Annotated in this window: 15 protein-coding genes and 1 riboswitch; of the genes, 8 read left to right on the plus strand and 7 right to left on the minus strand. The window is 38.9% G+C overall.

From position 1 onward, the window contains the following. Positions 1-291 precede the first annotated feature (291 nt). Positions 292-1,668: a DNA recombination protein RmuC gene (locus AC1DNH_RS12705; RefSeq protein WP_477578967.1), complete on the minus strand. Its 1,377-nt coding sequence runs from the start codon at positions 1,666-1,668 to the stop codon at positions 292-294. A gap of 118 nt (positions 1,669-1,786) precedes the next feature. On the opposite strand from AC1DNH_RS12705, the gene purU reads away from it, so the two are divergent. Continuing rightward, positions 1,787-2,626 carry a formyltetrahydrofolate deformylase gene (purU, locus tag AC1DNH_RS12710; RefSeq protein WP_477625420.1) on the plus strand — a complete coding sequence of 280 codons (840 nt, stop codon included), beginning with the start codon at positions 1,787-1,789 and terminating at the stop codon, positions 2,624-2,626. A gap of 151 nt (positions 2,627-2,777) precedes the next feature. Next, positions 2,778-3,596, plus strand: a complete 819-nt coding sequence (locus AC1DNH_RS12715; RefSeq protein ID WP_477625421.1) for a hypothetical protein — start codon at positions 2,778-2,780, stop codon at positions 3,594-3,596. Position 3,597: 1 nt separating this feature from the next. On the opposite strand, the gene AC1DNH_RS12720 is transcribed toward AC1DNH_RS12715, so the two are convergent. Beyond that, on the minus strand, positions 3,598-4,734 hold the full coding sequence (locus AC1DNH_RS12720) for an NAD(P)/FAD-dependent oxidoreductase (RefSeq protein WP_477608265.1): 1,137 nt from the start codon (positions 4,732-4,734) through the stop codon (positions 3,598-3,600). Between the two features lie 83 nt (positions 4,735-4,817). Here AC1DNH_RS12720 and AC1DNH_RS12725 point away from each other — a divergent pair, with 83 nt between their 5' ends. After that, positions 4,818-5,513 (plus strand): zinc metallopeptidase, encoded by a 696-nt coding sequence (locus tag AC1DNH_RS12725; protein ID WP_029274930.1) that lies wholly within the window; start codon positions 4,818-4,820, stop codon positions 5,511-5,513. A 534-nt stretch (positions 5,514-6,047) separates the two neighbouring features. Here the strand turns inward: AC1DNH_RS12725 and apaG are convergent. Continuing rightward, entirely contained in the window at positions 6,048-6,434 is a 387-nt protein-coding gene (gene apaG / locus AC1DNH_RS12730; protein WP_029274928.1) for a Co2+/Mg2+ efflux protein ApaG, read from the minus strand. Positions 6,435-6,470: 36 nt separating this feature from the next. Further along, a complete protein-coding gene (gene dusB, locus AC1DNH_RS12735) occupies positions 6,471-7,478 on the minus strand; it encodes a tRNA dihydrouridine synthase DusB (RefSeq protein WP_029274927.1) in 1,008 nt (335 codons plus the stop codon). 43 nt (positions 7,479-7,521) lie between these two features. Here dusB and AC1DNH_RS12740 point away from each other — a divergent pair, with 43 nt between their 5' ends. The 3 genes from AC1DNH_RS12740 to AC1DNH_RS12750 are packed head-to-tail and all read left to right on the plus strand — an operon-like array spanning position 7,522 to position 9,488. Continuing rightward, positions 7,522-8,448 carry a lysostaphin resistance A-like protein gene (locus tag AC1DNH_RS12740; protein ID WP_477578963.1) on the plus strand — a complete coding sequence of 309 codons (927 nt, stop codon included), beginning with the start codon at positions 7,522-7,524 and terminating at the stop codon, positions 8,446-8,448. Then, complete coding sequence (locus tag AC1DNH_RS12745; RefSeq protein ID WP_029274925.1) at positions 8,429-8,635, plus strand: putative signal transducing protein; 207 nt, start codon at positions 8,429-8,431, stop codon at positions 8,633-8,635. Before AC1DNH_RS12740 ends, AC1DNH_RS12745 begins: the two co-directional genes overlap by 20 nt. Before the next feature lie 43 nt (positions 8,636-8,678). Further along, positions 8,679-9,488, plus strand: a complete 810-nt coding sequence (locus tag AC1DNH_RS12750) for a phosphatidate cytidylyltransferase (RefSeq protein WP_477578961.1) — start codon at positions 8,679-8,681, stop codon at positions 9,486-9,488. Positions 9,489-9,593: 105 nt separating this feature from the next. Here the strand turns inward: AC1DNH_RS12750 and AC1DNH_RS12755 are convergent, their stop codons facing one another. The 3 genes from AC1DNH_RS12755 to metE all read right to left on the minus strand — a co-directional run bounded on the left by AC1DNH_RS12755 (position 9,594) and on the right by metE (position 13,355). Beyond that, on the minus strand, positions 9,594-10,277 hold the full coding sequence (locus AC1DNH_RS12755; RefSeq protein WP_477578959.1) for a class I SAM-dependent methyltransferase: 684 nt from the start codon (positions 10,275-10,277) through the stop codon (positions 9,594-9,596). Between the two features lie 61 nt (positions 10,278-10,338). After that, positions 10,339-10,725, minus strand: coding sequence for an acyl-CoA thioesterase (locus AC1DNH_RS12760; RefSeq protein WP_477578957.1), 387 nt, complete (start codon positions 10,723-10,725; stop codon positions 10,339-10,341). Between the two features lie 296 nt (positions 10,726-11,021). After that, positions 11,022-13,355, minus strand: a complete 2,334-nt coding sequence (gene metE / locus AC1DNH_RS12765; protein WP_477578956.1) for a 5-methyltetrahydropteroyltriglutamate--homocysteine S-methyltransferase — start codon at positions 13,353-13,355, stop codon at positions 11,022-11,024. Positions 13,356-13,554: 199 nt separating this feature from the next. Continuing rightward, a riboswitch (cobalamin riboswitch) is annotated at positions 13,555-13,762 on the minus strand. A 128-nt stretch (positions 13,763-13,890) separates the two neighbouring features. Between metE and AC1DNH_RS12770 the strand changes: the two genes are divergently transcribed. Together AC1DNH_RS12770 and AC1DNH_RS12775 are read left to right on the plus strand one after the other, a co-directional pair. Continuing rightward, positions 13,891-16,587, plus strand: a complete 2,697-nt coding sequence (locus tag AC1DNH_RS12770; protein WP_477578954.1) for a M14 family metallopeptidase — start codon at positions 13,891-13,893, stop codon at positions 16,585-16,587. Positions 16,588-16,683: 96 nt separating this feature from the next. Further along, positions 16,684-17,400, plus strand: a complete 717-nt coding sequence (locus AC1DNH_RS12775; RefSeq protein WP_477578952.1) for a DsbA family oxidoreductase — start codon at positions 16,684-16,686, stop codon at positions 17,398-17,400. Positions 17,401-17,610 lie beyond the last annotated feature (210 nt).

Genomic DNA, 17,610 nt, shown 5'->3' on the forward strand with positions numbered 1-17,610 from the left:
ACGAAGTCGAGAAATCTTTGTAGGCAGATCTCTCCATTCCACTGCATTTCAGTCGAGATGACGATTTTACTTTGTAGTCGATATTGCTAAGAAATATAAATTTCTTTAACAATTACTATTTTTGCAAATTAGTCTTTATTAATGCAAATTTTTTTTAGCTCTTTTGTCTAACGCGATCGTCATGCTGAATTTATTTCAGCATCTTTTCTGTAAAATAGACCCTGAAATAAATTCAGGGTGACGGCTCTAAGTTTAAATAACTACTCTACTCACTGATAAAGGGTAAATATTCTAATCTTCATTAACATCCAAATACTTAGTATCAATCTGTTTGGTGGTCTTTGCTCCTAATTTTTTAATCTTTTCAGAAGTGTTTGTTAAATTTCCCGAACCCACTGATAATTTGTTAATGGCTTTATCGTAAGCATCCTGCCCATTTTTGATGTGTTTGCCAATATTTTCCATATCTGAAATAAAGCCTACAAACTTATCGTACATACTGCCGCTTAAACGGGCAATTTCCATTACATTCCGGTTTTGGCGCTCCTGTTTCCACATGCTGGCAATGGTGCGTAAAGTGGCCAATAATGTTGAGGGACTCACAATTACTACCCTTCTGTCCCAGGCAAAATTGAAAAGTTCAGCATCTTTTTGAACCGCAATGCTGAAAGAAGATTCGATCGGTACAAACAGCAAAACAAAATCCGGAGAATTGATTTTATATAAATCCTGGTAATTTTTTGAAGATAGTTCCTGGATGTGGTTCTTAATAGAGGCTAAATGCTGTTTTACATAGCCTTCACGCTCTTCATCGCTCTCAGCTGATACAGAACGCTCATAAGCAATCAGAGATACCTTAGCATCGACTACCAGGTGTTTATCATCTGGTAGGTCAATCACTACATCGGGCTGGTACCGACCGCCTTCGGCGGATATATGTGAGGCTTGAATGCGGTATTCCTGATCGCGTACTAAACCTGAGCGTTCCAAAACCTTTTCCAAAATCACTTCCCCCCAATTTCCTTGCTTTTTACTATCGCCTTTTAAAGCTTTGGTTAAATTATTGGCATCTTCCTGAATCTGTTTACTTTGATCCATTAATAATGAAATTACACCTTTCAGTGTATTTCTTTCATCCGATTCTGCTTTGTAAACCTTTTCTACTTTATCTTCAAAAGCTTTAATATTTTCTTTTAAAGGATTTAAGATGATATCCAAATTAGTTCGGTTCTGCTCAATAAATTTGCTCGATTTTTCCTCCAGTATTTTATTGGCAATTAATTCAAAGTCTTTGTTTAATTTTTCTTGTGACTGCTCAAAATTTAGCTTCTGTTCGGCAAGTTTTTCTTTTTCGGCCAGGTAAAAAGACCTGGTACTTTCCAATTCGCGATTGGCATCGGCAAGCCGGTCGCGCTCAGCCTGCAACTCATCAATTAGGCGTTGCTGTTCTTGTTTAAGTAGCGTAGTAATGTGCTCTTTTTCGGCAGATAAATTAGAAACACGTTCGTCGGCTTTGGCCAGGCTGATTTTTAACGATTCATTTTCACTTTTTGTTCTTTCGAAGTCTTCTACCGAAATAATAGAAAGAGCAGCCTGCGGTTTCTTCAATAATAAAATAACCAGAACTATTAAAATAACGATTAGTAAAGCAATACCCGCAATCTCCATAATGATAAAAATTTTAGCAAAAATGAAGATTTAAAATAGATATACCAAAAAATTTTAGTTATTGTGAACGGAAAATAACGGAAAAAAATTTCTATAATTGGGCATTAGTATTTTATAAATGAACGCATTAACAGTCCTCATATCCTGCCCCGATCAAGTTGGTTTAGTTACAAATATTACCCGCGTGCTGGCTGCACACCAATTGAATATTGTTGCCATGCGCGAGTTTGTAGACGAAGCCAATAAATCGTTTTTTACCCGCATTGCCTGTACCGGAAACCTGAAAGATACAGAAAAATTAAAGGAAAAACTTTTAGAAAACCTGCCGAATGCTGCTGAGGTAAATTTAATTACCCAACAGGAAAAACAGATTGTCGTTTTGGTAACCAAGGAGTATCATTGTTTAGCTGAGATACTGATCAAAAACCAATTCAAAACTTTAGGGGCCAAGGTACAATGTGTAATAGGCAATTATGAAAGCCTGAGAGATTTTACCGAAAAATTGGGCATACCTTATTTTTATGTAGATCATTCCAATAAAGATAAAAGTGAATTTGAGGCTGAAGTTAAAACTATTATTAACCGGTTTGAGGTAGACTATTTAGTGTTGGCTAAATTTATGCGAATCCTTTCTGCCGATTTTGTAAAAGATTATGCAGGTAAAATTATTAATATCCATCATTCCTTTTTACCGGCTTTTATAGGTGCTAACCCCTATCGCCAGGCTTTTGATCGCGGGGTAAAAATTATTGGTGCTACCGCCCATTTTGTTACCGATAACCTGGATGAAGGCCCGATTATTACGCAACATACCAATCATGTAGATCATAATTTCGGTGTAAAAGAAATGGTTCGGGCAGGAAAAGAAATAGAGAAAAAGGTGTTGTTAGAAGCTTTGGAACTTATTTTCGAAGACCGCGTTTTTGTGAGTGGGAATAAGACGATTGTGTTTAAGTAGATAAGCGGTTTGCGTTTAGGGTTAAACGTTGAGTCCGAAATTTTATTACTGTGATACGTCTTGCTGAACTTGTTTCAGCATCTATCCAATCTGAAGCATTTTTTGAGTGTAAATAAATTTCTATATTTAAGTACACATAAATGACTTGATAATGAAATATTTATTCATCCTACTATTGTTATGCACGCTTGGTGCTAAAGGCCAAAATGGACTAACATTCGATAAGCGCCTATTAGATTGTGAAAATAAGTGGATTGCCATATCGCTCGACGGCGCAGGTAAGTACGGATATGGATACGTTTATCTGGATTATTCGGCAGGTCTTACCTTTGATCTCTATGGTTCATTTACTATTGATAGTGGTGCATTCAAGTCTGAAGCAATTAATAAACAGAGAAGCAGGATTACGCCAACAGAAGTTAAAGTAGCTATAATTCCAGCGGAAAGATTAAAAGAATTAATTGTTGAAGAATTTCCCACCATGTATAAAAACTATGCTGGTAATAATAATAGGAATTACCGATATATCAAGTTTATTCAAATATTTAATAATTGGAAAGAGTATAATATGGCTTCCAAATATGTATTGGCACTATCAGAAACAGAACGTGGTTCCCCAAGTTATATAGAAGAAGATCCAACTGATAAAAATAAAAAGATCCGTAAAACATTTGAAATAACAACGGCTAACTTTAGCCAATATGCAAAAAAAGCAGAAGCATATAAGAGGGATATTTTTACGTTTACACAGGCAAATAAAATGGAAGAGGCCGAACAGGCATATTTGCATGCATTAATATTTTGTAGCAATGAAGTATCTAAAGCAGATATGGCATATAATATTACGTATCAGTATTATAGAAACGCAAACCGAGAAAAATTTGATTTTTGGTGTAAAGAAATAAACCGATGGATTATACCTGAGGACATTTATACAGATAAAATAAAAATGATGGCTAGTAAATTATAACTTACAATTTATTTAGGAGAAGATTTGCCACGTCTTCTCCTGTTTGCGAACCAATTGCTATGCCCATGCCGTTGCACCGCGTAGCACAAAAGATATTTGGCTTAATCTCTTCTATAAGTGGTTCAAGAATTTTTCCAAAAGCCATAATACCGCTCCATCGATAATCGATTTCATAATTCAATTCAGGGAGGATTACGTTTTTTAATAAATCTTCAAGTGCTAGCTGAACAGGCTCAGTTTGGCCAAATTCGGTGGTTTCTTCGGCTTTAAAATCGATATTTCTGCCGCCACCTAATAAAACTCTATTATTTATATTTCTAAAGTAATAATAACCTTTATCGTAGTGGAAGGTGCCTGCTATTTTTAGCTCTTTAATAGGTTTGGTAATTAAAACCTGGCTACGACCAGGACTAATATCAACATCGGGCAATAAGTCTTTTACAAAAGCATTGGTGGTTACAATTAGCCGTTTACTGAAAAAGCTTCCGTTTTTGGTTAGCAATTGCGTACCCTTGTTTTCTTCCTGAATTTGATCAACCGTACAATTATTAAATATGCTAACGCCGAGTTTTTGTGCATATTGAATTAAAGCAAACATCATTTTACCGCTATCAATCTGCGCTTCGTACCGGTTTTCGATTAAGGTGTTGATGCCTTTAAAACCAAAGGAAGTAATTTTCTTATTGGCAAGGCCAAAGGCCTTGGGGCCAACAACATCGTTAATGAGACGGTTATAATGTTCAATTTTGGATACACATTTGTCGGCCAGAAAAATGTCATCATTTTTAAATAATTCGTAGCCGCCTAAACATTGGTAATCAATGGTTTTATCGCCTAATAAATTGCGCAGTTTAAGCAGGCCCTTCCAGCGTTTTTCTATAAGGAGTGCCAGACCATTTAAGCCAGCACATTCTTCTTGCTCAATGAGTTCAGAAATGCTACCGAAGCATGCAAAACCCGCATTTTTGGTGCTGGCGCCTGTTGGTAAAAAGCCCTTTTCGAGTATAGCAATTTTTAAAGCCGGAGCAGTTTTTTTAAGTTGGATGGCAGCATTTAAACCCACAATTCCACTACCGATAACAATGGTATCGTAAGTAAAAAACGACTCCTTCTCCCAATATGAAAACGCTGTTTGCATAGTATAAATGTACTATTTTTTAACAGTCAAATAATATGGGAACGCTTTTTGATATATGTTAAACGAAAAACATACAGAAGAAAATGGGAGTTTATTTAATATTAATCATCCCGGTATTATTGCTGAGCATGTTTGTACAATGGCGATTTAGAAATAAGTTTTCTAAGTATGCCGAAATGCAACTTAGCTCTGGTTTATCGGGCAAAGAGGTGGCAGAAAGAATGCTACATGATAATGGGATATACGACGTGAAGGTGATGAGTACCGAAGGACAACTAACAGATCATTACAATCCATCAGATAAAACTGTTAATTTAAGTACAGATGTATATTATAGTCGAAGTGTAGCGGCGGCGGCTGTAGCGGCCCACGAATGTGGCCATGCCGTGCAACAGGCGAAATCGTATAACTGGCTTAATTTAAGAAGCAGTATGGTTCCGGTGGTAAGTATTTCATCTAATCTTTTACAATGGGTATTATTAATTGGTGTATTGTTAATAGGCTTTACCGGAAATCCAATTGTTTTGGCAATTGGTGTAGTAGGTTTAGCGCTGGTAACCATATTTAGTATCATTACCCTACCAGTCGAATTTGATGCCAGTAACCGCGCATTGGCCTGGCTAAAAAATAATAACGGTGTAATGCAAACACAAGAAGAAAATGCGCAGGCTAAAGATGCACTTTGGTGGGCAGCCATGACTTATGTGGTAGCGGCTGTTGGTGCATTAGCCAATTTATTGTATTACGCATCAATGCTTTTTGGACGAAGCAGAGATTAAAAGAGATATCTAATTATGAAAAGCACAGAGCGGCCGGGTTAATCCTGGCCGTTTTTGGTAGCCGTCACCTGTCCCGAATGTTCGGGATCTGGGTCTTTTTTGCATAGATTGATATATGTAAAGTTTAAATCAAACATAGGTTATATCTAGTTTTTGGAAAGCAGGTTTTGTGGTGCTTAGGTAAGCTCCGGTCCCGCTCCCGCTTCTGCCGATAGAAAAAATCGGCATCCCGCTCTGATCGGGTTTAGGTGGCTAGGTTAGTAATAGTATTTAGGGTTGCAGGGTGCACAAAAAATTGCAGGCATCATGCTGTTAAACCTTTAATAGTTGCAGCAAAACTGCGGTTTAAACCTGATTGACGTGAAAAGCCCACAGCGGCAGCGAGGACTTGAAACAAAAAGCAGGGCTAACATTAAAATAAAATGCTGAAATTGATTTCTACCTACATATAATTTAATAAGCTAAGTTGATAGGTTTTTAGCTTCTTCTCTCACGCGCACGTCATGCTGAACTAGAGATTTAATATTAGTAGGATTAGTTCAATTTATAAGGAGCGATTAACTGAAATTCTGGAATATCAACCTCGAATTCAGATCCATCTATATCACGTTTCATTAAGTAGGCACCTTTCATGCTGCCCATATCGGTTTTTAGATTACAGCCTGAAACATATACATGTGTTTCGCCAGGTTGAATAATGGGCTGTAAACCAACAACACCCTCACCCTCTACCTCTCTTCGGCTACTGTTCGAATCGAAAATAAACCACTGACGGCGCATTAATTGAACAGCATAATCAGAAAGATTAGAAATTTCTACGCGATAAGCGAACATATAATGCTCGTTGGCCGGATTTGAATATTCTGGCTGGTACACTGTTTCTACCGAAACCTTAACCCCGTCTGTAATAGCTGTAACCATGATGATTTACGAATGTATAAAAAAACCTTTCAAAAATCAAGCCAGTACTTTAGTGGCATCGTAGTCGGCAAATTTTTCTGCCACTTCTTCTAAAATACTGTAAATGTTGTTGATATCTGGCTCGGCCACCAAACGCATACGGTAAGGTTTAAAATCCGGTAAGCCTTTAAAATAGTTTGCATAATGGCGGCGCATTTCGAAGATTCCGGTTTTAGGGCCTTTCCATTCTAACGATTTATCTAAATGTGTTCGACAAACTTCAATGCGTTCTTCAATAGTTGGTCCGGCAAGATGTTCGCCTGTTTTAAAAAAGTGTTTTACCTCGCGGAAAATCCATGGGTAACCGATTGCGGCACGGCCGATCATAATGCCATCTATCTCATATTCCATGCGCCAGGCCGCTGCTTTTTCAGGACTATCTACATCGCCGTTACCAAAAATCGGTATTTTGATGCGTGGATTGCGTTTAATCTCCCGGATAAGTGACCAATCGGCCTCCCCTTTATATAACTGCGCTCTTGTTCTGCCGTGAATGGTAAGTGCCTGAATACCCACGTCCTGAAGCCGCTCGGCCACTTCGTAAACATTTTTGGTGTTATCATCCCAACCAAGGCGGGTTTTAACGGTAACCGGCAAATGTGAAGCTTTAACAACAGCTTCGGTCATTTTTACCATTTTATCGATATCCTGTAAAAGGCTAGAACCAGCACCTTTACACACAACGTTTTTAACCGGACAGCCATAATTAATGTCAACCAGGTCAGGTCCTGCTGCAGAGGCAATTTCTGAGGCTTCACGCATATGATCGATATCGCCACCAAAAATCTGGATGCCAATTGGCCTTTCGTATTCAAAAATATCAAGCTTTTGTCTGCTTTTTGCAGCATCGCGGATCAAACCTTCCGAAGAAATAAATTCGGTGTACATCATATCAGCCCCGTTTTTTTTGCATACATAACGGAACGGCGGATCGCTCACATCCTCCATTGGAGCCAGTAATAACGGGAACTCACCTAAATCTATATTTCCTATCTTAACAGACATTTTCTATCTTCAACGATTAATAAAACATACAAAGGTACAAATAATGAATTTTGTAACACCTAACAGAGAGGAAATCAATCCTTTCTTACAATTACTTTTACTTTTATTTTACGCAGTTACGGGCGGACTTGTATTTGGGATTCTAGCTATTATCATTGTTTTACTGATGTATGGCTTAGGAGTAGTAAGTAATTTGGACATGCTTTTAGCTGGTGATACTAAGTATATTGCTGGTTTTAAAGTGATACAAATATTAAGTTCGATCGGAACATTTATTTTACCTCCAATTGCCCTGGCCTTAACAGAAAGGAAAAAAGTAACAGAATTTTATCTTTTCAAACAACCAAAATTCTTATTAGTTGTGCTTGTTCTGGCAATTATGATACTGAGTATGCCATTTATGGAATGGACAGTGATTTGGAACCAAAAAATGGTTTTGCCTGATTTTTTACATAAGATAGAACAGTGGATGAAGGAGAAAGAAGCTATTGCAATGAAAATGACAATTCAATTGATCACTGTACGAAGTAATTTCGATTTCATTGTAAACCTCGTTATGATTGCTGTAATACCTGCAATTGGCGAAGAATTAATGTTTCGTGGAGGTGTGCAACGATCGTTAAACAGGGCTTTTGAAAACCCAGATCTAGCTATTTGGTTATCGGCCATAATTTTCAGTGCCATCCATATGCAGTTTTATGGTTTTGTGCCACGTATGTTATTGGGTGCAGGTTTTGGCTACCTGTATTATTATAGCGGAAGCATCTGGTATGCCATGCTGGCGCACTTTATAAACAACGCCTATGCGGTTTGTGCAGCTTTTTATATGCAAAAACACCATATGCCACTTGATAAAGCTGATGAACCGATCGGTTTTCCATGGTATGGCTATTTAATTAGTGCAATAATTACCATAGCTTTGTTCAAAATTTTTAAAGATAGCGCAACACGTGAGCGAAAATTGGGTTAAAGTATATACCACCAGCGATGCCTTTGCGGCCGAGGTATTAAAACAGGGATTAACAGAAGCCGGAATTCCGGCAGTAACGATAAATAAACAGCTCTCGGCATATAATATTGGCGAAATAAATGTTTTGGTGAATAAGGTAGATTTCGATAAAGCCATAGAATACATCGTTGAAAACGAAATTGAATAGTGATGATGACCTTAAACCTTACACCCTTTACCTCTTACCTTAAATGAAAACCAGGGCAATAACCGCTTTCTTTTTTACCATTGTAATGCTTGGCTCTATCCTTCTGGGGAGCTACACTTTTACCATATTTTATCTTGTTTTAAGTGTTTTGGCTTTGTTTGAATTTTACAAGCTGATTAAAAACTCTGGCATCAGGCCAAACCGAAATATCGGTTTGGCAGCTGGCTCATTAGTGTTTTTAATGGCCGCTGGCTTACATTACCTTAAATACGATGTGAAGTATTTGCTGCTTTGTATCCCGTTAATTTTCTCAGTTTTTATCACAGAGTTATACAAAAAGAACAAAATTCCATTCGCCAACATCTCGTACACTTTTGTTGGCTTTGTTTATGTAACCATTCCATTCTGTTTTTTTCATGCTCTGGGCTTTTTGAAAAACTGGAACGAATATAACTTTCATCTTCCTCTAGCATTTTTGCTAATGCTTTGGGCAAACGATACAGGCGCCTACCTTTTTGGTGTAAAATACGGGAAACGTAAATTATTTGAGCGCCACTCGCCAAAGAAAAGCTGGGAAGGATTTTTCGGAGGGATGTTCACCAGTGTTTTGGTCGCTTTTGGTTTATCATTTCTGTTTACCGAAAGTCCAGCTTGGGTTTGGATCGGTATGGCTGTGTTGATTGCAAGCTTTGGTACGTTGGGCGATTTAGTAGAATCGATGCTTAAGCGCAGTTTAGATACGAAAGATAGCGGCGGTTTGTTACCGGGGCATGGAGGTTTGTTAGATCGTTTTGATGGATTGTTATTGTCTGCTCCTGTGGTTTATGCCTATCTGTATCTGATTTTGTATTAAAATTGACTTATCTATCGTCCTCGTTTGTAACGAGAATGAATGAGATCCACATTTGTAATGTGGTTATGCTATTAGCGATACAATCGCTATTCTCGCTAATCCTCGTTACAAACGAGGACTATGTTCAGTAGTAGCTATTACAACATAATACGCTCTTTCTATCTTTTCACCGGTTTTACTTTGTATCTGCTCTAATTTTTTGAGCGTATTTTTAATGGCAAACCCCGCTTTTTCTAATAGTTCTTTTACGGATTCTACATTGTAAAGTGTAAAACCATAGGGCGTAAACGGGAGATTTTTCATGAAATTTTTATCAGCAAAACATATAGTCAAAGTGCCGTCAGGTTTTAGTGTTCGCTTAATTTCGTTGAGGTATTCACTTGGATTTGTCCAAAAGTAGATTGTATTAACCGTAAAAATTTTATCAAAACGATCATCCTCAAATGGCAATGTAATGCCATCTGTTAGTTGAAAGTGAACCTTCCCTTTTGTTATGAAATCCTGATTGATCTTTTCAGCCTCGGCAATAATGGTTGCAGAAATATCAGCACCGAAATAATGGAGGTTTTCGGCTTGCGATAATAAGTGGGCAATATGCCCGCCGTTACCATGACCGATTTCCAAAACAGTTTCATCGCTTTGAAGGTTTAATGCCTCAATTGCAGAAGTAGTCATGCCGATATTATTGGTATGCATCATTTCACCTGTTTTAATGCCGTGTTCGCCTTCAGGGCAACCCAATTGTTTGGCAATATTTTTTAAGTCTTCTTCAGAAAGTTGCTGTTCCATAATCAAATTTAAAAATTTAGGCATTATGATTTTTACATCGTTTTGGCCAAAGCTTATAAGATTATTTAATCACTTGAACTGGCTTTTTATTTTCATCAATGGCCACAAAAGTAAAATCGCCATGAACGGCCAATTCTCTTCCTTCGGCATACATCTGTTCGATATAAATTTCTACATTAACCTTTAAACTGGTATTACCAACGTGGCTTACCTTACCGATAAGCTCTACAATTGAGCCTGCCGGAATTGGTTTCTTAAAATCTATCCTGTCGCTGCTTACGGTAACCATGATCTGACGGCTAAAACGGGTTGCAGTAATAAAAGCAACTTCGTCCATTAAATGCATGGCTGTTCCGCCGAAAAGGGTGTCGTAATGATTTGTTGTATTTGGGAAAACGGCTTTAAAAATGCTGGTTTTAGAATTTTCTATTCTTTCTTCTAGGGTCATGGGTTAAATATAGGTGCTGTAAAAAGCTTTGGCAACTTTCTGGTTATTTTTAGTAGAAAATTGCCAAAGTAAAAGGCTTGCGTATGAGAAATGGATACTGGAAGTGCAAAAATAAATGTGCTTTCAGTATTTCTGGCAATGCAATTAAGTGGTGAAATAACTAAAAAGATGTCATCCTGAGTTTGATGAAGGACAGTCTTTTTAATTATTTCACGATAAGGGTCTTCGACAAGCTCAGACTGACAACAATCGAATTCTTAACTTAATAGTATTGGTTTCTCCATGGCAAAATAGAATTAATTCACCTGAAGATCTGCCGCAAGTACCGCTTCGGCTTTACGCATTTCTTTTGCGGCTTCAACCATTTCTATTAGTGCCTTTTTGGTTTCGTCCCATCCACGGGTTTTTAAACCACAATCAGGGTTTACCCAGAGTTGCCCGGAGGGAATAACAGCCTTTGCTTTTTTGAGCAACTGAACCATTTCTTCCCTCTTCGGAACCCTTGGAGAGTGAATATCGTATACACCTGGGCCAATTTCGTTTGGATATTTAAAATCGGCAAATGCGTCTAATAATTCCATTTGCGAACGTGAGGTTTCGATGGTGATTACGTCGGCATCCATATCGGCAATGTTTTGGATGATATCGTTAAATTCCGAGTAACACATGTGTGTGTGGATCTGCGTATCATCTTTCACGCCGCTCGCTGAAATTTTAAAGGCTTTAACCGCCCAGTTCAGGTAAGTTTGCCAATCAGCTTTGCGCAATGGTAAACCTTCTCTAATGGCAGGCTCATCAATCTGAATGATTTTTATCCCTGCATTTTCCAGGTCGCAAACCTCATCACGGATGGCCAATGCAATTTGGGTACAGGTTTCTGATCTTGGTTGATCATTACGTACAAATGACCATTGTAAGATGGTTACAGGACCTGTGAGCATACCTTTCATATATTTCGAAGTAAGCGACTGTGCATAGGCCGTCCATTTTACCGTCATGGGTTTCGGACGCGAAACATCACCAAAAATGATCGGTGGTTTTACACAGCGTGAACCATAACTCTGTACCCAGCCATTTTTGGAGAAAGCAAAACCATCTAGCTGCTCACCGAAGTATTCAACCATATCGTTACGCTCAAATTCGCCATGAACCAAAACATCCAGATCGATTTCTTCCTGCCAGTTTACGGCTTTTGCGGTTTCTTTCGCAATAAGATCATCATATTCTTCAACTGTAAAAGTTCCATTTTTAAGCTTTGCTCTCCAGCTTCTTACTTCTGCCGTTTGCGGAAACGACCCGATGGTTGTGGTGGCGTAACTTGGCAGATTGAGTTCCTGTTGTTTAATTTTTCTGCTCGAAAATGGACTTAAACGTTCTGCATCCTGCTCTTTTAATCCTAAAACACGTTGTTTAACTTCAGGATTGTGGATGATTTTAGAAACTTTACGGTTAGCAATCGCGATCTTATTTTCCTCAAGTTTTTGCAGGGTAGATGCAGGGCTTTCGTTGGTGATCAGTTTTTTTAAGGTAGCTACCTCTGCAATTTTTTGTTTCGCATAGGCCAGCCACTGTTTAATTTCGGCCGAAAGGTTTTGCGCATTGGTTTCATTGTCTAAATCAACCGGTGAGTGGATTAGGGAACAAGATGGGGCGATCCACACCTTATCGAAGCCCCTTTTTTCTACAGCTTGATTAATGATTGAAGCAGATTTCTCGAAATCATTTTTCCAGATGTTTCTTCCGTCTACCAAACCTAACGAAAGGATGGTATCTTCTTTTAACGAAGCTAAAACATCCGTCAATTGACCTTCAGCTCGTACCAGGTCGATATGTAAAACATTTACCGGGAGTGATGTAGTTAGCGCTAAATTATTGCCCAAGCCCTCAAAATAAGTAGCCAAAACAATTTTTAACCTGGGAAAAGCTTTTCTGATCTCTTTATAGGCATATTCGTAAGCTTTCTTGTCTTTTTCGGTAAGGTCTAAAGTCAAAAAAGGTTCATCAAACTGAACATATTCTACATCCAAAGCATCCAAGCGGGATAATATCTCGATATAAACCGGAAGGAGATTTTTGATCAGATCGATCTTTTCAAAGCCAGCTTCCTTTTCTTTTCCCAATAAAAGGTAAGAAACAGGACCGATTAAAACGGGTTTGGTGGTAATGCCCAATTGTTTTGCCTCGTAAAACTCATCGATAATTTTTGTAGAGAAAAGTTTAAAAGGCTGGTCTTTGTAAAACTCAGGAACGATATAATGGTAATTGGTATCGAACCATTTGGTCATTTCCATCGCTACCAAATCCAATCCTTCTTTTTGATAACCTCTTGCCATAGCAAAATAGAGATCAAGCTCTGAATTTCCTTTTTTCAGGATCACTTCGTTGTACCTTTTCGGGATCGCGCCAAAAGTTAAAGAATGATCGAGCACGTGATCGTAAAAAGAAAAGTCATTCGAAGGAATGATATCAATTCCGGCTTCTTTTTGAAGGTTCCAGTTTTCGTGGCGAATGTTTTTTCCCACCTGAAGTACATTTTTGTACCCAGTTTTATCTGCCCAGTAATTTTCGCAGATTTTCTTTAATTCCCTTTGGCTACCTATTCGCGGATAGCCCAGATTTTGCGTTAGCATCTCTTTTAAAGATTAAGTAAATAAATCGTTTAAAAGCCCTTAAAGCAATATTTTATAATGTTTTTTTGTTAGAAATAAAAAAGGAAAGGTTAGCGCACACACAGCCTACTCATCAGCAAAAAGCTTAAAGCAAGCATATAAAATGGTTAATTTTATGGTGTACAATCAGACCTGACCAATTACTTTATAACGCGAAAGCACCGTCAATTCAATATAGGCAGGTCTCCTGACTTATTCCCGATCTTATCGCCTTCCCATCCCGGTAAACGGCACAGTGGCATGAATGATAAGACCGTTGTCTTTTTTAACAAAAGACAGAATTTACAGTTGCGCGACAGCTCGTGATTTGCACACGATTCCCTATTAATCCCGGTTGTATTCCGGGAACCTGTATCGGTTGATGAAAAATAAAGTTAAGAACTTACATCAGGACAAATGTATGGATTAGGATTTAAAACTTGTAACAAATTTACAGCAAGCCGTTTTTGGACCTTATTCTCTACTATATTTGATTACCTAACTAAACACCCTTATTATGATAAAAATCTACTTTAAAAGGCTTTGTATTGCTTTTTTAATGGTAAATAGCTGTGCGGTGCTGGCGCAGGAAGTGCCAACGCCAAAATCGCATTTTGGTTTTGATATCGGCGACGATTATCAATTGGCCAATTATACCCAAACAGAAGCTTATTTTAAGAAACTCGCGGCAAGTTCTGACCGCATTAAACTAGTTGATATTGGCAAAACCGAAGAAGGCAGAAGTCAATATATGTTGATTGTTTCTTCACCAGAAAACCTCAAGAAATTAGCGCGTTACAAGGAAATTTCGCAACAGCTGGCGCATGCAGAAATTACACCTGAGCAGGCAAAAGCATTAGCCCAGGAAGGTAAAGCAGTAGTTTGGATAGATGGTGGCTTGCATGCCAACGAGGTGGTGGGTGCGCATCAGCTGATCGAAACTGCTTATGAGTTTGCCTCCAGGAAAGACCCTGAAACCCTGCGTATTTTGGATAACGTAATCATTTTGTTTACCCATGCCAACCCTGATGGACAAGAATTGGTGAGCAATTGGTACATGAGAGAGAAAGACCCCAAAAAAAGAACAACCTCAGGTTTGCCTGTTTTGTACGAAAAGTACGCAGGTCACGATAACAACCGCGATTTCTTTATGTTAAACCTTAAAGAAACACAGAATATCGGTCGCCAGCTTTTTGTGGAATGGATTCCGCAGATTATGTATAACCACCATCAGGCTGGTCCGGCAGGAACCGTTGTTGCAGGCCCACCTTATCGCGATCCTTTCAATTATGTTTTCGACCCAACGCTGTTAACCAGTTTAGATGCCGTTGGCGCAGCCATGCACAACCGTATGAATGTAGAAAACAAACCTGGTTATACCCAACGTGGAGGATCGGTTTATTCTACCTGGTACAATGGCGGACTAAGAACCACAACATATTTTCATAATATGATTGGGCTCCTGACCGAAATTATCGGGAACCCTACACCTTCTGAAATTCCGTTAATTCCTTCGAGATTATTGCCGAACGGCGATTCGCCAAACCCGATTACCCCGAGGAAATGGTACTTTAAAAACTCGATTGACTATTCAGTATCGTTAAACTATGCCGTTTTAAATTACGCACAACGTTACCGTGACGAATTGTTGTACAACATTTACCAGATGGGCAGAAATTCGATAGAGCGTGGTAAAAAAGATACCTGGTCTTTTTCTCCTAAAAAAATAGAAGCCATTAATAATGCGGCAAAAGGTGAAAAAGGTGGCCCGATTGCTGGAGGTGATGATGATTTTGGCTCCCGGCGTCAGCTTAGCATGAAAGCTTTTGATACGGTGATGAAGGCTCCTGTAAACAGAGATCCGCGCGGATATATTTTAAGCGCCGATCAGCCGGATTTTAATTCTGCCGTTAAATTTTTAAACGCTTTGATCAGAACAGGTGTTGTGGTTCAAAAAGCAACCGCTTCATTTGCCGTTGCAGGAAAAAATTATCCTGCCGGAAGTTATATCGTAAAAACCGATCAGGCTTTTCGTCCGCATGTTTTAGATATGTTCGAACCGCAAGATCACCCAAATGATTTTAAATATGAAGGAGGCGCACCAATTCCGCCATATGATGCTGCCGGATGGACTTTAGCTTATTTAATGGATGTGAAATTTGATCGGATTCTGGATGATTTTTCAGGGCCGTTTGAGAAAAATCCTTACGGAGAACTATTAAAGCCGGATAATAAAGTACCTAACGGATCAAATTATGTATTAAGTGCAGCACAAAATGATTCCTATACTGCAGTGAACGACCTTTTGAAAAATAAAGTTGAAGTTTACCGTTCGACTGAAAATGGCGATTTTTATGTTTCTTCAGCAGGGAAATCAATATTGGAAAAAGCAAACATCAAACTGAAAAGTGCTGCCGCTCCAAAAGATAAAATTAAAATCTCTCCCAGAAAAATTGCCCTTTGGGATACCTATGGAGGTTCTATGGCCTCAGGGTGGGTGCGCTTTTTAATGGAGCAATACCATTATAACGCAACAGTAATTTATCCGCAGGATATAGATGCGGGGAACTTAAAATCTAAATACGATGTAATTGTTTTTGTAGGTGGCGCGATCCCATCGGTACAAGGAGGAGGGTTTGGAAACAGGTCTTTCGGACCAAAGGCAGAAGAAGTTCCTCAAGAGTTTAGAAACCGTTTGGGAAGGATTACTGCAGACAAATCGATCCCTGAATTAAAGAAATTTTTGGAAGCGGGGGGGAATATTGTAGCTATTGGCAGTAGCACCAATTTAGCTTACCATTTAAATCTTCCAGTTCGGAATGCAATGGTCGAAATCGTAAACGGAGAGGAAAAGAGATTACCCGCCGAAAAATATTATGTTCCCGGAAGCGTTTTAAATGTTGGTGTAGACACAACTTTGCCAACAACCTGGGGCATGGAAAAGGAAGCTGACGTATATTTTGACAATAGCCCCGTTTTTAAGCTCACAGGCGACGCCATTGTGGCTGGAAAGATTAAACCTTTAATGTGGTTCGAAAATGCCACTCCGCTGCGCAGCGGCTGGGCCTGGGGGCAGGCTTACCTGCAAGATGGTGTAACGGCCTTTGAAGCGAAGGTTGGTAAAGGCAAACTGCTTGCTTTTGGGCCAGAAATTGCTTTTCGAGCACAAACCCATGGCACTTTTAAGCTGATATTTAATCAGTTGTACAAGTAGTTACAGTAATTATAAATGAAAGCCACTATCCTAAACGATAGTGGCTTTTTACTTTAGCCTTACCATAGGCAAGTATAATCACCTTAATTTTGTGCTATGAAAGTAGAAATTTGGTCGGACGTAATGTGTCCGTTTTGCTATATCGGGAAAAGACATTTTGAACAGGCGATAGAAAAATTACCTTTCAAAAATGAAATTGAGGTGGATTGGAAGAGCTATCAGCTTAATCCAGAGTATCACAATACCAATAACGAATCGGTGTACGATTACCTTTCGCGGAGTAAGGGAATGCCAATAGAGCAAGCTAAGCAAATGACCAAACAGGTTGTGGATATGGCTGCAAATGCTGGTTTGAAGATAGATTTTGATACGAATATCCCTGCCAATACCTTCAACGCGCATCGTTTGATACATTTGGCGGCAAAACATAACCTTCAGGATTTAGCCGAAGAAAAACTGTTTGAAGCGCATTTCGTAAACAGTAAAAATATCGGTGAAACGAGTGTTTTGGTTGATCTTGCCGTAGAAATTGGCTTGGATAAAGATGAGGCCGAATCAGTTCTGAATGGAAATGAGTTTGCTGAAGCTGTTCGTTATGATATTTATGAAAGCCAGAATTTAGGAATCCGTGGTGTGCCTTATTTTGTAATGGACCGCAAGTACGGTGTTTCCGGTGCTCAGCCTGTTCAGGCTTTTACCGATGCGCTTACCCAAAGTTTTACGGAATGGAAAGACGCTCAGCCTAAAACTACACTGACTTCATTAAACAAAAATGATGATGCGGTTTGTGATGAGAATGGCTGTGAGATATAGATTTGTTTCCCGCAGATTAAGCTGATCAACGCAGATTTTTTCTGCGAAAGCCATTTTGATCTGCGGTTTTTACAGATTAGTCGTCACCTCGACTGGAGCGCAGCGCAATGGAGAGGTCTATTCAAAACGGTCGTCTTTCCCGCGCAGGCGGGAATCTTATATGCAACCTGCGACCCTACTAAGGCATTACGATTCCCAATCAAGTTGGGA

This window comes from Pedobacter sp. 01N310 (assembly GCF_056399805.1).

Excerpts from the sequence above, each read along its gene's own strand:
- AC1DNH_RS12705 (WP_477578967.1), bottom strand. The coding sequence starts at position 1,668 with ATGGAGATTGCGGGTATTGCTTTACTAATCGTTATTTTAATAGTTCTG.
- purU (WP_477625420.1), top strand. The coding sequence starts at position 1,787 with ATGAACGCATTAACAGTCCTCATATCCTGCCCCGATCAAGTTGGTTTA.
- AC1DNH_RS12715 (WP_477625421.1), top strand. The coding sequence starts at position 2,778 with ATGAAATATTTATTCATCCTACTATTGTTATGCACGCTTGGTGCTAAA.
- AC1DNH_RS12720 (WP_477608265.1), bottom strand. The coding sequence starts at position 4,734 with ATGCAAACAGCGTTTTCATATTGGGAGAAGGAGTCGTTTTTTACTTAC.
- AC1DNH_RS12725 (WP_029274930.1), top strand. The coding sequence starts at position 4,818 with ATGGGAGTTTATTTAATATTAATCATCCCGGTATTATTGCTGAGCATG.
- apaG (WP_029274928.1), bottom strand. The coding sequence starts at position 6,434 with ATGGTTACAGCTATTACAGACGGGGTTAAGGTTTCGGTAGAAACAGTG.
- dusB (WP_029274927.1), bottom strand. The coding sequence starts at position 7,478 with ATGTCTGTTAAGATAGGAAATATAGATTTAGGTGAGTTCCCGTTATTA.
- AC1DNH_RS12740 (WP_477578963.1), top strand. The coding sequence starts at position 7,522 with ATGAATTTTGTAACACCTAACAGAGAGGAAATCAATCCTTTCTTACAA.
- AC1DNH_RS12750 (WP_477578961.1), top strand. The coding sequence starts at position 8,679 with ATGAAAACCAGGGCAATAACCGCTTTCTTTTTTACCATTGTAATGCTT.
- AC1DNH_RS12755 (WP_477578959.1), bottom strand. The coding sequence starts at position 10,277 with ATGGAACAGCAACTTTCTGAAGAAGACTTAAAAAATATTGCCAAACAA.
- AC1DNH_RS12760 (WP_477578957.1), bottom strand. The coding sequence starts at position 10,725 with ATGACCCTAGAAGAAAGAATAGAAAATTCTAAAACCAGCATTTTTAAA.
- metE (WP_477578956.1), bottom strand. The coding sequence starts at position 13,355 with ATGCTAACGCAAAATCTGGGCTATCCGCGAATAGGTAGCCAAAGGGAA.
- AC1DNH_RS12770 (WP_477578954.1), top strand. The coding sequence starts at position 13,891 with ATGATAAAAATCTACTTTAAAAGGCTTTGTATTGCTTTTTTAATGGTA.
- AC1DNH_RS12775 (WP_477578952.1), top strand. The coding sequence starts at position 16,684 with ATGAAAGTAGAAATTTGGTCGGACGTAATGTGTCCGTTTTGCTATATC.